At 46.5% G+C, this 16,323-nt stretch carries 12 protein-coding genes; all 12 read left to right on the top strand.

The window, feature by feature from the left end; translation table 11 throughout:
• The first annotated feature begins 28 nt into the window (after positions 1-28).
• The 12 genes from NST07_RS10335 (at position 29) to NST07_RS10390 (ending at position 16,289) form a co-directional block, all read left to right on the top strand.
• Complete coding sequence (locus NST07_RS10335) at positions 29-865, top strand: oxidoreductase (protein ID WP_341091484.1); 837 nt, start codon at positions 29-31, stop codon at positions 863-865.
• 1,174 nt (positions 866-2,039) lie between these two features.
• The gene (locus NST07_RS10340; protein WP_341091485.1) at positions 2,040-3,050 is read left to right on the top strand and encodes an NAD(P)-dependent alcohol dehydrogenase; all 1,011 of its coding nucleotides are present in this window, start codon (positions 2,040-2,042) and stop codon (positions 3,048-3,050) included.
• 32 nt (positions 3,051-3,082) lie between these two features.
• Positions 3,083-4,246 carry an SMP-30/gluconolactonase/LRE family protein gene (locus NST07_RS10345; RefSeq protein WP_341091486.1) on the top strand — a complete coding sequence of 388 codons (1,164 nt, stop codon included), beginning with the start codon at positions 3,083-3,085 and terminating at the stop codon, positions 4,244-4,246.
• A gap of 24 nt (positions 4,247-4,270) precedes the next feature.
• On the top strand, positions 4,271-5,059 hold the full coding sequence (locus NST07_RS10350; RefSeq protein WP_341091487.1) for an SDR family oxidoreductase: 789 nt from the start codon (positions 4,271-4,273) through the stop codon (positions 5,057-5,059).
• A gap of 196 nt (positions 5,060-5,255) precedes the next feature.
• On the top strand, positions 5,256-6,548 hold the full coding sequence (locus tag NST07_RS10355) for a PTS transporter subunit EIIC (RefSeq protein ID WP_342481485.1): 1,293 nt from the start codon (positions 5,256-5,258) through the stop codon (positions 6,546-6,548).
• A gap of 21 nt (positions 6,549-6,569) precedes the next feature.
• Positions 6,570-8,033 (top strand): 6-phospho-beta-glucosidase, encoded by a 1,464-nt coding sequence (locus tag NST07_RS10360; protein ID WP_342481486.1) that lies wholly within the window; start codon positions 6,570-6,572, stop codon positions 8,031-8,033.
• Between the two features lie 250 nt (positions 8,034-8,283).
• Positions 8,284-9,288: a Gfo/Idh/MocA family oxidoreductase gene (locus tag NST07_RS10365; RefSeq protein ID WP_342481487.1), complete on the top strand. Its 1,005-nt coding sequence runs from the start codon at positions 8,284-8,286 to the stop codon at positions 9,286-9,288.
• On the top strand, positions 9,285-10,196 hold the full coding sequence (locus NST07_RS10370) for a helix-turn-helix domain-containing protein (RefSeq protein ID WP_342481488.1): 912 nt from the start codon (positions 9,285-9,287) through the stop codon (positions 10,194-10,196). The genes NST07_RS10365 and NST07_RS10370 overlap by 4 nt, the downstream gene beginning before the upstream one ends.
• 11 nt (positions 10,197-10,207) lie before the next feature.
• Positions 10,208-11,290, top strand: a complete 1,083-nt coding sequence (locus NST07_RS10375) for a Gfo/Idh/MocA family oxidoreductase (RefSeq protein WP_341378035.1) — start codon at positions 10,208-10,210, stop codon at positions 11,288-11,290.
• 105 nt (positions 11,291-11,395) lie between these two features.
• Complete coding sequence (locus tag NST07_RS10380; protein ID WP_342481489.1) at positions 11,396-12,982, top strand: response regulator; 1,587 nt, start codon at positions 11,396-11,398, stop codon at positions 12,980-12,982.
• Between the two features lie 3 nt (positions 12,983-12,985).
• The gene (locus tag NST07_RS10385) at positions 12,986-14,758 is read left to right on the top strand and encodes a histidine kinase (protein WP_342481490.1); all 1,773 of its coding nucleotides are present in this window, start codon (positions 12,986-12,988) and stop codon (positions 14,756-14,758) included.
• 121 nt (positions 14,759-14,879) lie between these two features.
• A complete protein-coding gene (locus tag NST07_RS10390) occupies positions 14,880-16,289 on the top strand; it encodes a sugar ABC transporter substrate-binding protein (protein WP_342481491.1) in 1,410 nt (469 codons plus the stop codon).
• Positions 16,290-16,323: the final 34 nt, after the last annotated feature.

Raw genomic sequence — 16,323 nt, forward strand, 5'->3', positions numbered from 1 at the left:
ATGCTTGATAGAGAAAGGATAATGATTGGTGGAAAATAAGGTATGGTTTGTTACGGGAGCTTCGACTGGACTAGGGAAAGCCATAGTTTTAGAGCTAATAGCTAAAAAGTGCAAAGTAGTAGCAACATCGCGTAATCCGCTAGACATAGAACTTTACCTGCCTGGCGCTCAGGAGAATGACAATCTTTTGGTTTTACCGTTAGACGTCACAAACAGTCAGCACATTAAAAGTGTTGTTGAAGCAACCAAGCAAAAGTTTGGCGGAATTGATGTTCTTGTTAATAACGCAGGTTATGCCTACTTCTCACCTGTTGAAAATGCTGATGATGAGCAAATTGAAAATATGTTTGCTGTTAATTTCTGGGGAGTCAAGCACATGATAGATCATGTGCTACCAATTATGAGAGAGCAAAAGAGCGGAACTATTTTAAATATATCTTCTCTAGGCGGTTTACGTGCATTTGCAGGTTTCGGATACTATCATGCCACTAAGTTCGCTTTAGAAGGCTTTTCCGAAAGTTTAAGTCAAGAAGTTAAGCCTCTAGGAATTAATATTTCCTTGGTAGAACCAGGGGATTTTAACACGGATTTTGCAAGCAGATCTGCAACTGAAAATGAAAATATTATTGAAGCATATCAAGCAACGGCAGGTGAAAATATCAAAAACCTTAGAGAATTATCTGGACACCAGCCGGGAGACCCTAACAAAGCTGCCAAGGTAATATATGATCTGGTGAATCGTGGTGATGTTCCTTTGCGAATTCTTTTAGGGAGTGATGCCTATCAGCGGGCAATGGAAAAGTTAACGGGTATGCAAAAGTTATTTTCGACCTACCATGATATAACAATTAGCACCGATTATTAAAAGTAATGGGGGGAGTTCCTAAAGCCATGAATGGCTGGTTGGGATGCCCTCGTTTTTTACACAGGTCGACGTGAGCGCTTGGTGTGGACATTCCGCGAACGGGACCGGTGTTCCAATCGCTGACATGAACGAGACTGTCAAACGCAATTGTAGATAATTAGAAGATACTGCAACGGGTTCTGGGAACCTACAGACCGCCTTGTGATGGAAAGCATGTAATCCATAAGGCGGTCTTTGTCCTGTCTTCAGATTGTTTCGGGTTCGCTCTGAGGAAGGATAATTAGTCACCAGAAGCGGCTTTGAAGGCGGCATCCAAGACGACGGTCTGCTCTTGTGCAGAGAAGTTAGTGACTACAATCAGCATTTCATCATTTAGCGTCTGCTGATAGTCGAAAACATCGGGATGCTCCTCAAGCAGTAGTCTGTAATCACTGTACTGTAAAAAATAACTTCGTACCGTTTACGCAACCGGAAATTCACAGTAGTAGTACCATGAACATTACAACAGCTTGGCTTAAAAACAGCCTCCATCTTTCAAAATGACGCCGTGGAGCGAATTCCAGAATATAGGGACATCGGATTCGGTGTGAATTAGTCCTTGTTCTTGCGCGTTGCTGATCATGGTTAATCATTGCCTCATGGCGTTTACAGTACGGCGCATGCTTCCTCGTCGAGCTTGTGGAGATTTTCAGTATTTTGCATGCGACCTTCTCGGTAGGTTTTCAACTTTCGTCACCAGGAATTGTATACAGTTGTCCTTCCTTCACTTGTCAATAAACGATGGAGCTCAAAGATCATATTGACTTTCTGAAATGGAGTGGATACAATGATACCTAAAGGAAACACTGTTACCGTGAATACACGGTACTTAACATTGAAAAAACAAGAATTACTTTCGAGTAATGGTAACGGTGTTTCTATATTATAACATAGTATCAAAAAGGAGAGCACCACTATGACAAATAAGGGGGAATAGGCGCTCGTCACGGGAACTTCTTCCGGTATTCGAGAGCAATTCGCGTGTACAGAATTATCTGGGGGCGCAGTTATCACGTTTTATTACACCAAAGCAAAGTCTTCGGCTTGTTGGAAGCATGCTTCGTCTGCGTGAAGGATACAGCAGCAATAATAAGAATCCGGGTAATCAATCTGATCTTACAGGGAGGACAATACAATGAAAGCTATACAACTGACAAACGGCTTCGGCTTTGAGGAATTAACCATGGCGGAACTTGGCAAACCAGTGCCAGGCCCTAAGGAGGTGCTAATCCGCATGAGGGCAGCTTCTCTCAATTATCGGGATTTAGTGGTCCTCGGCGGATTAATGCCGATCCAAGTCAAATTCCCCTTCATTCCATTATCAGACGGAGCGGGAGAAATTGTAGCCATTGGCCCAGGAGTAACTAGATTTCAGGCCGGACAACGAGTAGCAGGTAATTTTCAACAGCGCTTCATTAGCGGCAGCCCAAGACCAGGGGTGTTAGAAGAAAGTCTGGGAGGTCCGTTGAATGGAGTAGCGGCCGAGTATGTTGTTCTTCATGAAGACGGAGTCGTCGCTATTCCCGATCACCTCACTTATGAGGAGGCCTCCACTTTGCCGATCGCGGCATTAACCGCATGGAGCATGCTAATCGAATACGGTGGTTTGCAGGCGGGTGATACTGTGCTGCTGCAAGGAACAGGCGGTGTCTCCATCTTCGGGCTTCAATTCTCGCTTATGACCGGAGCACGAGTCATCATCACGTCGAGCAGCAACGATAAGCTGGAACGGGCAAAAACTCTTGGCGCATGGCAAACAATCAACTATTCGGAGGTTCCTGATTGGGATAAGGCAGTATTAGAGCTGACTGGCGGCGTCGACCATGTTCTGGATGTTGGAGGTGCGGCAACGATGGGGAAATCCATAAATGCACTTCGTACTGGAGGGACGGTGAGTATGGTCGGGTTCTTATCAGGCTTGACCATTCCGGAATACGATGTCTCCAGCATCTTGCACAAAGCCGCAACAGTTCGCGGCAGTCAAGTCGGCAACCGGGATCACTTTGAAAAGATGAATCGGGCGATTGCCCATCATCGTTTACATCCCGTCATCGACCGTGTATTCCCTCTAGAGCGAATTGCAGAAGCATTCGCGCTCTTGGCTGAAGGAAAGCAATATTTTGGTAAAATCGTAGTCCAAATCTAAAATCACTCAAAAATGATACAGGAGGCACTCTAATGCCCAATAAACCAGTAAACTCCGTTAAACTTACTGAAGGTGTGAATCGTCCTAAACGCTCACTGCGTGCTAGGATATCCAGATGGGTTCTATCACTGCTCGCGGTGCTCGTTGTAGGATTACTCGTTTTCTTACTTTATCCTTCACCGGTCAAACCGTTAAAATGGTCCGCACCGACGGCTCCCTCTTTTGAGGAAGCGGGTCCGTGGCAACAGAACAACAAACTCAGTTCGGCTCAGCTAGTTACTGATGCCCCTCAATTCCCGGAATTCATTACATTCGATAAAGAAGGCCAGCTATATACAGGAGATTCAGACGGGAAAATTTACAGGGTTCCTTTCGATGCAGAGGGCAATCCGCAAAAAGCACAACTGTTTGCAGACACCCAGGGAACGCCTAATGGACTTATATTCGATGCCAAAGGCGATTTGATCGTTACGGATGTCCAGAGGGGACTGCTGTCTATAAACCCATCCGGGAGCATAGAGGTATTGGCCGATCAAGTGGACGGCAAGCCGATCTATTTAGCTAATGAGCTTGATATTGCCAAGGACGGCTCCATTTATTTCTCCGATACTTCTAATTATGGTAGAGTGACCTTCAAAGAAATGGCCGAGAACAAGCCGCATGGACGTTTGCTGAAGTACGATCCAATGACCAAGAAGACGACCGTTCTGTTAGAAGGTCTCTATTTTGCAAACGGGGTTGCCTTGTCTGCGGATGAAGATTTTGTGCTTGTGGCAGAATCGTATCATTATCAGTTGACCAGATACTGGATCAAAGGACCGAAGAAGGGTACATCGGATATTTTCGCAGACAATCTCGCAGGCTTTCCAGACAACATTACGCGTGATGACCAAGGTCATTTCTGGGTCGGTATCTTCACGACTCGCCTTTCTTTTGTAGATCAGATGCATAGCAACCCTTGGCTGGCCAGTACCATGGCTAAAGTGCCGCAGTCGCTGCTTAACGGCGCAAGTGCACCGGCGAAGCATGGGCTTGCTGCGGAGTTCAGTCCGCAGGGAGAGCTAATCGGAAGCTGGCATGATCCGGAAGGCAAACTGTATGGTGTAACTACGGCTGCAAGCCATAATGGTTATTTATATATTGGAACGGCACCTGGAGGCAGCAAGGGTGTCCATCGTGTGCTTTTAACAAAATAAGATTGGAATCTGGGAGGGTGCAAAATGAATCTGGATGATTTGGAGCTATCTTGGAATGAGAAGGAGAGTCTGACCGGTAAAGTGGCCTTGGTGACAGGCGCCAGCAGCGGAATCGGGGCATCGATCGCCAGGAAACTGGTAAAACGCGGCGCCCATGTGACTGTAGTGGCACGCCGGCAGGATCGATTGGATGAGCTGGTTCAGGAATTGCATAAAGAGGGATTATACGAGGTTATGGCGGTACCTGCTGATATTCAAAAGGCTGAAGAAGTACAGCATGTGGTCAATGAAACGATTAACCGCTGGGGCCGTCTCGATATTATAGTTGCCAATGCCGGATTCGGGTATCGAAGTCCATTGGTAGAAGTGGATCTGGAAAGATGGGAGGAGCTGTACAAGACGAATGTACACGGTCTAATGTTAACGCTGCACTACGGGCTTCCGCCAATGCTGGGTCAGGGTAAGGGAGATGTCATCATCATCTCCTCCATTGCAGGCAAGGAAGTGATTGCCGGAGGAGGTCCATACAGCGCTACCAAATACGGCGTTAACGCCATAGCGTCTGCATTACGTTTGGAGACAATCGATCAGGGGATTCGCGTTACGACGATTCTGCCCGGGGCGGTGGCAACGGAATTTTCTCAGGTGGCCGGGTATTCCGAGGATGAGATAAGGGCATTTGCTTCGAAAGTTCTGCCGTTACATCCCGATGATGTTGCAGAGGCAGCACTTTATGCATTGGAGCAGCCTGAGCATGTCAGCATTCCGGAACTAACCATTATGCCTTCAAGGCAAGCCCAGCGGTTCAAATAAAACGATGTCCAAATAGTAATAAAAGATCCGTGCCAAATTTGGCAACGGGTCTTTTGTTTTTTTCGCCGAAGGAGATTTGGCTGCCGAATATCCTAGTATCCCGGTAACGACAATTGAGATGATGGCTTATGGCATGATGGACGGGGATAAAGTGCTGGATACCGCAATTGAACTTATGGAGAAGGGGGCTTAGTTCATGGCAAGCGGCGCAGAATGGAGGGGCAAAATCCAGAAAGCCAGTACCAAGATTCAAAAAAACAATTATATCAGTGCTATTTCCAACGGGCTGATGGCTTTGATGCCGATATTGATCCTGGGTGCGATATTTTCCCTGATTAATGCTTTGAAGCTGGAGCCTTACCAGAACTTCCTGGAAAGTTCCGGCCTGAAGACGTACACTGCGATTCCGGCTTCGATAACAACCGATTTAATCGCTCTGTATGCAGTGTTCTCCATCGCTTACAATTTTGCGGTACAGCTTAAACAACAGGGATTCTCGGCAGGAATTCTCGCACTGATGAGCTTTCTGCTGGTTACTCCAAAGGGGCTCCTGGACGATGGCGCCACCAAAGCCTTTGGTTACTCCTGGCTGGGAGCCAAGGGGCTGTTCGTAGCCATTATTGTAGCCCTCATTGTCGGCAAACTGTATACTTACCTGCTGGAGAAAAAAATCTATATCAAGATGCCAAAGGGTGTTCCGCCTACTGTTGAGAAATCCTTTGCCGCATTGACTCCCGGCTTCATTATTGTTTTCGTGATGCTGATCCTGACAGCGATTTTCGGAGCGACGAAATATGGAAATATGCATGAGTTTGTCTTTTCCATTATCCAATTGCCGCTAACGAGTCTCGGTGGTACGTGGTGGGCAATGCTGATCTGTATTTTCTTAATCCATTTGCTGTGGTTCTTCGGTGTTCACGGTACATTGGTGGTTTACTCCGTAGTAGGACCGATCTGGGTAGCGCTTGGACTTGAGAATCTGGATGCTTACCAAAGAGGTGTAGAAGGCACTCATATTATCGGTTCGCCGTTCTTCCCGGTCTATGTGCTGATTGGTGGTGCGGGTGCAACGCTTGGCCTGATTATTGCCATGCTGTTCGCCAAGTCTACCCGGTATAGAACGCTGGGCAAGCTTGCAATTATTCCAAGTATTATTGGAGTTAACGAGCCGGTCATCTTCGGGATGCCGCTGGTGCTTAACGTGCGTTTCATGATTCCGTTTATTCTAACCCCACTGGTGAGCAGCGGATTGGCTATTCTTTTGACTTCGATCGGAATTCTGCCGGTTCTGCACGGTATTCAAGTGCCGCTTGGTATTCCGGTGCTGGTTAATGGCTGGATGAACGGAGGCTGGCGCGTATCCGCGTTCCAACTGGTAATGATCGGGGTAAGCTTTGCAATTTATTATCCATTCTTCAAAAAAGCCGATTTCGAAGCCTATGAGCTGGAGCAGCAGGCTGAGTCTAAGACGGCGGCCGCAGTAAATTAAATGAATAAGGAGGCTTATCCGATGCCTAATCAGTTTCCGGAGAATTTCCTGTGGGGCGGAGCGGTTGCAGCCAACCAGGTTGAAGGTGCGTATTGCGAGGACGGCAAAGGGTTGTCTACCGCAGATGTGGTCAAATACGTTCCGCCGGGACAGCGCAAAGCTCTTGAGCATGCTCTCAGCATCTCCAGAGCGGAGCTTACTGCCGCTATCTGGGATACGAAGGAGGGGAATTACCCCAAACGCAGAGGGATCGATTTCTATCACCGTTACAAAGAAGACATTGCCTTATTCGCAGAAATGGGTTTTAAAGTGTTCCGGATGTCGATCTCCTGGCCCCGTATATTTCCAAACGGGGATGAGAAAGAGCCGAATGAAGCGGGATTACGCTTCTATGATGATGTTTTTGATGAGTTGAACAGATATGGCATTGAGCCACTGGTTACGCTCTCGCACTACGAGATGCCAGTGGAACTTGTTACCCGTTACAACGGGTGGGAGTCACGCGAACTGGTCGGGCTGTTCGTCCGTTATGCGGACACGGTCTTCCTGCGCTATAAAAACAAGGTGAAGTACTGGCTGACCTTTAACGAAATCAACGCAGTAATCCGCTTTCCGTTTCTGGGGGGAGGTGTGCTGACCGAAGGTAAAGAGAATGAGAAGCAGGCTGCGTTTCAGGCGCTGCATCACCAGTTCATTGCCAGTGCTCTGTCTATCAAGCGTGCAAGGGAGATTAATCCGGAGTTCCAGGTAGGCTGCATGCTGGCCCGCAAACTGATCTATCCGTATTCCTGCCATCCCGGGGATGTGCTGAAGGCACAGGGAGAGAACCAAATGGCCCAGTTCTGTTCCGACGTTCAGGTCAGGGGGTATTATCCGTCATACATCAAACGGCATCTGGCTGATTATGAAGTAAACATTGAGATGGAGCCGGGGGACGAAGCTGTTCTGAAGGAGAACCTGGTTGATTTCCTTTCCTTTAGCTACTACATGTCCTCAACGGTCAGTACGGACGAGAGTATCACAGAGCGGACAGAGGGTAATCTGTCGTCGGGTCTGGTGAATCCGTTCCTGAAGACCTCAGATTGGGGCTGGCAGATTGATCCGACCGGTCTGCGGGTTGTCCTTAAGGAGATGCACGACCGTTACCAGATCCCGCTGTTTGTTGTGGAGAACGGTCTCGGTGCTGCAGATGTTATTGAAGCGGACGGTACAATCAAGGACGATTACCGCATCGAATATCTGGCTCAGCATATCGAGCAGATGGCCGAGGCCATTGCCGACGGCGTGGAACTATTGGGCTACACAAGCTGGGGCTGCATTGATCTGATTTCAGCTTCCACGTCAGAGATGCGAAAACGCTACGGCTATATCTACGTCGATCAGGACGATGAAGGTAACGGCTCCCTGGAACGCATACGCAAAAAAAGCTTCTATTGGTACAAGAAAGTCATCGCCTCCAGAGGGACCGATCTTGCAAATCTTTAAATTGGAAAGTCTGGCAAAGACACAAAAATCGTTTCTGGGCAGAAATGTCCGGGGGCGTTTTTGTGCTGTGTTTTTTTCGTGAAAAAGGGCCGTAGTCACACGTTGGTCACAGTAAGCTTTACTAGATAATAATTTGGACTATGTCGTAATATTATATATAACTTGTCGTGTTTTCCTATTAAAAAAAGCGGCTCAGATATGTTACCTTATAGTGGGATGTCAGAATACTATATGTTGGAGGTTATGGAAAATGAGCATTGGCATTGGTCTAGTCAGCTTTTGGCATGTGCATGCTTGGGACTATGTTAAGCAAGCGCAGGCGCATGAGGATACGTTTATCGCTGCAGTATGGGACGAAGACGTGATAAGAGGACAAGAAGCGGCTGAAACGTTGAAGGTTCCTTACTTCGAGTCTCTCGATGATATGCTGGCCCAGGAGGATGTTAACGCTGTCATCGTGGATGCGCCGACAAACATTCATAAGGAGGTAATAGTGGCCGCCGCCAAAGCAGGCAAACATATCTTTACCGAGAAGGTTATCACTCCGACAGTGCAGGAAGTGGATGATATTATTACCGAGGTAAATCGGAATCAAGTGATAATTACCGTGTCCTTGCCGCGATTGAACGACGGGTACACTTTGTCCATTATGGAGTTGATTAGCGGGGGGCTACTGGGAGAGATAACGTATGTCAGAGTTCGCTTATCCCACAATGGGGCCATTGCCGGCTGGCTGCCTGAGCACTTTTATAATAAGGAACAATGCTTAGGAGGCGCTTTGATCGACTTGGGATGCCATCCTATGTATTTAACCCGCCTATTTTTAGGTCAGGATGTGACGGGTGTAAGTGCCAATTTTGGATATATCACAGGGAAAGACGTGGAGGACAATGCAGTAGCAACCCTGTTTACAACCTCGGGGGCGATCGGTGTGGTAGAGGCCGGATTTGTGAACAGCCATTCGCCGTTTACCATCGAGGTTCACGGAACAGAAGGAACGCTGCTCTTCGGAACGCCGGAGGATAAATTACTTCTTAGAACGAATAAACCTGAGGGTACCTCGGCTAGCTGGACGGAGATTCCAATAAAAGATAATCACGACAGTGCCTTTCATCAATGGGTCAATCATATACAGAGTGATACTTTTGCGGATAATAATATTCAGACTGCCATAGAACTGACCAGATTAATGGAAGCTGCCAATCGCTCGGCAAAAGAAGGACGGGTCATCCCGTTAGCAGATGTAAGGGCATGATCTACCAAACGATGTCTCAAAAGCCGGATTTGCTGGAGAGACTCGATATTACAGTTCAATGGGGACATTATGAGATTGTTGTACTCAGGTTCCATTTAACCTCATTCCCGGCCGGAAAAATTATAGATTTCCATAATCATGCAGAGTTTGAGTTTCACTTTATTCCTAAAGGTAAAGGGAAAGTAATTCTCGCTGAGCAGGAGTACCCATTATCGCAGGGGATGCTTTATTTAACGGGGCCGGGTGTGATGCATTACCAGGAGGCTGACCCGGAAGAAGCCATGGACGAACTTTGCCTCCATATTGATATTAGACAGAAAAGAAGAGTAGAAGTGGACCCGTGGGAGGCGGCAGAAGCGGAAGAATGTATCGACAAACTGTGGAAACTCCCCCTCATTCCGATCCATGACCGGCATCATGCCATGAACTGCTTTCTGGAAGCCTATGAAGCTTGTGAGGATAAGTTCACCGGATATTATACAGCCATCAAACAGTTTGTAATCAGTATTTTGTTAAAAACAGCAAGAGCGTATGATCCGGAAGGGGTTAGAGCGGAAGCGCCGGTGCGGGATATGCTGAGCTACAGATATGAATACGCTATTCAGTATATCAGGGCTAATTATTCCGGGGCTGTCACGCTGGACAATGTTGCAGAAAAGCTGAATATCAGCTCCAGACAGCTGCAGCGGATTTTTAATAAGGTCAATCCTGATCAATCCTTCTCCCAGATTCTTGAGAATATCCGTTTGGAAGGTGTCTGCCGCAAGCTGTCGGAGGGCAACCAGCCGATTGAACAGATTGCACAGTCTGAAGGTTTTACGAATGCTAACTATTTGCATAATGTGTTTCGCAAGCGGTTAGGAATAACTCCCGCGACCTATAGAAACGGGAAACATACGATAAAGTGAGGATGATAGGTATGAGTAAAGTGTATCGAATAGGCATAATCGGGTGTGGCGGAATCGCGAACGGGAAGCACCTGCCAAGTTTAAGCAAGCTGAACAATATTGAAATGGTTGCGTTTTGCGATATCGTTCAGGAGCGGGCTGAAGCAGCAGCACAACAATATGGAAGCAAGGACGCAAAAGTCTACACCAATTATCAAACGTTACTTAAAGATGGAACACTTGATATTATTCATGTGCTTACTCCCAATGAGTCTCATGCGGAAATCTCTGTCGCTGCGCTAGAAGCCGGCAAGCATGTCATGTGTGAGAAGCCGATGGCCAAGACAGCAGCAGAGGCCAAAAGAATGGTTGATGCAGCCAAGCGAACCGGGAAAAAACTAACGGTAGGATATAACAACCGTTTCAGAGAGGATAGTCTATTTCTGAAAAAGCTCTGCGAAGCAGGAGAATTAGGCCATATTTATTACGCTAAGGCACATGCCATCAGAAGAAGAGCAGTACCTACCTGGGGCGTTTTTCTTGATGAGGAGAAGCAGGGTGGAGGACCGCTCATCGATATAGGAACCCATGCGCTTGATCTGACCTTATGGATGATGGACAATTACCAGCCTAAGGTCGTTTTGGGAACCAAATATCATGAGCTGTCCCAACGGGAGAATGCTGCAAATGCCTGGGGACCCTGGGATCCTGCCAAATTTAAAGTAGAGGATTCGGCGTTTGGAATGATTGTTATGGAGAATGGTGCAACGATCATGCTGGAATCCAGCTGGGCCCTGAACTCGCTGGAGGTGGATGAGGCAAAATGCAGCTTGAGCGGAACGGAAGCCGGCGCGGATATGAAAGAGGGCCTGCGGATTAACGGAGAACAGCATGGCCGCTTGTATAAAAATGAGATTGAGCTGAACGCAGGCGGAGTAGCATTCTACGATGGCACTCAGGTAAGTGCGCCTGACCTGGAGATGCGAAAGTGGATTGAAGCGGTTGAGCAGGATAAGGAACCGCTCGTAAGACCTGAGCAGGCGTATGTAGTTTCCTTGATTTTGGAGGCACTTTATGAATCTGCACGCACAGGGAAAGCCGTTTACTTCGATTAAAGGCAATAAGCCTGAGCGGAATTTTGGCGCCTTATTACATGAAGGCGCTTTTTTCCGTTACAATAAATGAAACATTTCACCAAATTGAACAGGGGGCTGAATGGGATGAAAATAGTGGTCGCTGATGATGAACCCAGACACCTTCGAGGAATGGCGAATCTAATCAACAATCTGCGTCCTAACGTTCGAGTCCTGGTTGCAAAAGACGGGTCCAGCGCGTTAGAGCTTGTCAGATTGGAACGTCCGGATGTCGTGCTGACGGATATCCGTATGCCCAATATGGACGGGCTTACATTTTTGCAGCAGCTCAAAAAAGAAGAACTTCAAACGAAGGTTGTGATGGTGTCAGCTTATAATCTGTTTGAGTATGCCCAGATTGCCGTTAGACATGGTGCATATGACTATCTATTAAAACCTGTAGAGGCAGAGAAGATAGAGGATGTATTGCGGCGTATAGAGCAGGAGCTGCTCACAGAATCGATGCTGAACCTGGAAGCAGAGGAGTTGAAGTTGCGCCTTCACCATACCTCCTCCGCTTATAGAAACCGCTTATATTTAACCTGGCTAAACGGAAGCTTAACGAATCTTGAGCGGGATGAACTGGATACGTATGATTGGCTGCAGGGTGGCGGAGTGGTTATTTTCTCAGAGCTCAGAATCCGCCCCGACCGTCATGGTAATATTGAAAGCGCTTGCTTACTGCGAAGCCTGGAGCAAGGATGGATGGCAGCGGGGGAAGCTGTTACGATTCCTTTGAATGTACTTCTGGAGAATGGAGTCCAAGCCGTCACAATTATCCGTAAAGCCACCCTTACCCCGGAGAAAAGAAATGAAATTCGTGCCATCGCTTCCGCTCTATCCTCAGAATGGGAGAATACAGGTCAGCTTACCCACGGGATAGGACTGGAATGTAAATCATTATTGGAAGAAGCACCGCAAGCTTACAGGGCAGCCCAAACCGTAAATAAGTTTAACTTTCATGACTGCTGGAAAGGGATTCTGTTTCAGGATGAGCTGCGGCTGTCCCAGCATCTAATGACACTTGACATGGATAAACTCTTTGAAGCTCTGCAGGGAAATGATGCGGACATGGCTATAGAAATGTGTATTGGAGCGCTCAGAGCGCTTTCAGATGATGGGCATACAGAGCCGATTATTTTAAAAGAAAATGCCTCGCTGCTGCTTATGAAGGTTAAAAGCAGGGCGGGAAATATCGTTGACCGCCAGCTTGGGGATCTTCTAACGAAAACGGCGATTATGGAAATTCAAGCTTGTGGATCTTATACAGAATTGATTGCGCTGGTAGAGGTTACTTTACAGAAGGTTCATTATGCATTACAACAGGCACGGCTGGATAAAAACGAAATTATCGTTACGGGCTGCTTGAGTTGGATTCAGGAGAATCTGAAGGAAGATTTGTCTCTTGAACGAGCAGCCGCACACTTTTCTTTTAATACCTCCTATTTTAGTACGTTGATTAAAAACCGTACGGGAAAAACATTCTCCGATCATGTGGCGGAAGCCAGAATGAGGCGGGCTCAATTGCTGCTGTCCGCGAACAAGCTCAGAATATATGAAATCTCCGCAGAGTGTGGTTATCAGGATACCAAATATTTCTGCAGGGTGTTTAAGAAATACAATGGCATCTCACCCGAAGCGTTTAAACACTTCACGTCTACAGAGGAGATATGAGGAATGAAGATGACCTTTCGAGCCCGATTGTTTGTCAGCTATATCTTTCTGATCGGAATTCCACTCCTTATTTTGGGGTCTCTTTTCTATCGGACCAGCCTGCAGGTCGTGACGGAACAAGCCCAGAAAAATGTGTATGAGATTGTCAGGAAAAATAATGAGATTATGGACATTAAGCTGCAGATCATTGATCAGAACAGCCAGGCAATGTTCATAGATAAGGATTTATTCAGAATTTTTAACCAAATGGATCCCCAGAACGAAGTAGAGCTGTTTGAAGCAGACCGTCAGGTAACTGCCATACTAAGTAAATATTTTTCCAACAATGAGGATGTGTATGCTTATCAGTTATGGACTTCCTATTTTACTTTCGGCCAGTTGCTGCCGCAAGGAGATCCTACTCAATCGGATATATACCACAAGGCACAGCAGGCAGGTGGGAAATTGGTATGGTACCCTACATATAATTTTGTTGATATGTTTAATCAGCCCTACTTAGAGTCCGGCAATCTGGATTTCCGCCATTTATTTTCTGCGACCAGACTGCTTGATTTCTCTCTGCTGAGCAATACGACACTCGAGAAGATGGATGTTCAGGTGGAACGGCCCGTTTTAGCAATTAGCTTTAAAGCGGAAGCTTTGAAATCTCTATATGACGAAAGTATCCCCGAAGGCTCGGACTTCCTGGTGCTGGATGAGGATCAAAAAATCGTTGCGGGCAGTCAACCAGGGAAAATCACACAAACCTTCTCAGACTCATGGGTAGAGGAACTGGAGCTGGAAAGCAGCGGTGCACGAAGAATGACACTGAAGGGCCAAGCTGTAATCGTCTGCTTCGACCGTTCGGAGGTGACAGGCTGGATATCCATTGTATGGATGCCGGAGTCCTCACTGGTTGGCAGTTTGTTGCAAAGCATCCAGACATCTATTGTCCTCCTTGCCGCTATTATGGGACTTGTGGCGCTCATTTGTGCTTTTTTTATTGCAGGCAGGATTACCAAGCCCATTAAGAAGCTGCTTGCTGCCATGAGATCCGTAGGTGGAGGGGATTTTCAAAAGCAAGTTGATGTTGAAACAAATGATGAGTTTGGCATACTTCTTCAGCGCTTTAATAAGATGAACGACCGGATTCGGCTATTGGTTATAGAAAATTACGAGATTAAATTAAAAGAACAGGAAGCCGAGATTCTAGCGCTGAGTATGCAAATGAATCCTCACTTTCTGTATAATACGCTCAACGTAATGAACTGGACGGCTATTGAAAACAATCAGAAGGAATTAAGCAAAATGCTGGTCAGTTTATCCAATATGCTGCATTATACTTCACGGAAAGACTGGAGTGCTGTTCATTTGTCAGAGGAAATCAAGTGGATGAACAACTACTTCTATATTATGTCCGTTCGTTTCGAGGACAAGTTCACTGTACATTATGCAATTGAACCGGAGCTTTACGAGTACAAAATGCCCAGACTTCTATTTCAACCCTTTGTTGAAAACGCTATCATGCATGGCTTTGATCAGACAGAAGCAGGGGGGGTGATCAGTATCCGTGGCTGGATCGACAGCGGAAAACGTACTTATGTTATTGAAGATAATGGTAGAGGCATGAGTAATGCCACGATCCATGAGATTTTATATAAGGAATCCACTTCGATAGGCATTAAGAATACCATTGCACGTATTCAAATGACTTATGGCGACAGCTATGGTGTTGCCATTAATTCCTTGCCGGGAAAAGGAACCATGATAGTGATCACCTTACCCCTGAATACCTAATAATAATCCACTAATCTAAAAAGGTTCGGGTTATGTAAGCGCTATTACGGACCTTATAATATAAGCATCATAGACTGCAGCTATGAACCAAGCGGGATTGAAATTGAAAGGGGTTTGAGAAATGACACGACAAAAGAAATCGCAATTTGTGCTCACGGCTCTGTTGTTGATGCTGGTTACCATTTTATCTGCATGCTCGAAATCCGATACCGGCAGCAATAGTAACGCGGCACCCTCAGCATCCGGCGATGCAGAATCACAAGATCCCATTACCCTTCGCCTGTCAGAATGGGGTTCACCCGATGAAGTAGCTGCTTACAAGGTAGCGATTAAGAAGTTTGAAGCGAAGTTTCCAAATGTCAAAGTTGATCTTCAGCATATTGCAACAGATTATGATACGAAGCTGACAACAATGGTAGCGGGGAATGATGTACCCGATGTTGCCATGATGGAATCGGGTACCATTGCTTTTCCATTAGCTGAACAAGGGAAATTCTATAACCTTCAGGAATTTCTGGATTCAGACCCGGATATCAACGTAGACAAACTGGTGCCCAATATTATGTATTCTCTTGAGCCTGGTAATGTGATTGGTATAGGACCAGGCCCCGAATCCTTTGGTCTTTTTTATAACGAAGATATCTTTAAGGAAGCGGGGATTTCACCTCCGCCTGCTAAAGCCTCGGAAGCATGGACATGGGATGAATTTGTAGATGTTGCTAAACAACTGACTGTGGATACGAAAGGCAGAACGGCAAAGGATGCTGATTTTGATTCTAAAAATATAAAGCAATATGGTGTTAATGCTTCCACTTGGTGGGGAGCCTACAGCAACTTTATATACTCCAACGGCGGAGATTTTATCTCGGAGGATGGGAAGACGTTTGCGCTTAACCAGCCGGAAGCTGTCGAGGCGTTGCAGAAGGTATCTGATTTAATGAATGTACACCATGTTTCGCCATCACCCGTGCAAGCCAAAAATATACCGGCGACGAATGTAGCGCTTCAAACCAAAAAGGTAGCGATGGCTATAGACGGGCAATGGGCAAGCGCCGCCTTGGCGCAATCGAAGTTCAACTTTAATGTAGGGGTATTGCCAGTTTTGAAAGAGCCGGGAACTACAATTGTTGCTGGAATGTTCTCTATCTTTAAGTCAACCAAACATCCGCAGGAGTCTTGGGAGTTATTGAAGGCATTGCTTGATCCAGAGTCTTCTATTGATATGATCACTGCAGGCACATGGATGCCATCCTACAAGGATTGGTATACGGACCCGGCATTGTTGGCTAAATGGACGGAGAACCTGGATGCAAGACCTTCGGCTTATAAAGAAGCTATTATAGATGTGCTATTGACGAAAAGTCATCAGACACCAACGGGTTATGTGAAAAATTTCAATAAAATAATGGATATCGTGAATCCGGCCTTGGATAAAGTATGGCTTGGTCAACAGACCGCGCAAGAAGCAATGGACTCCATAGCAGCCAAAGCACAAGAACAAGTTCAAGGACGCCGGGATATCGCACAATAATCGAAGAGACGGCGTTCGGATTATAGAAGATTGG

This window comes from Paenibacillus sp. FSL L8-0340 (assembly GCF_038593145.1).
GTDB lineage: Bacteria > Bacillota > Bacilli > Paenibacillales > Paenibacillaceae > Paenibacillus_AQ.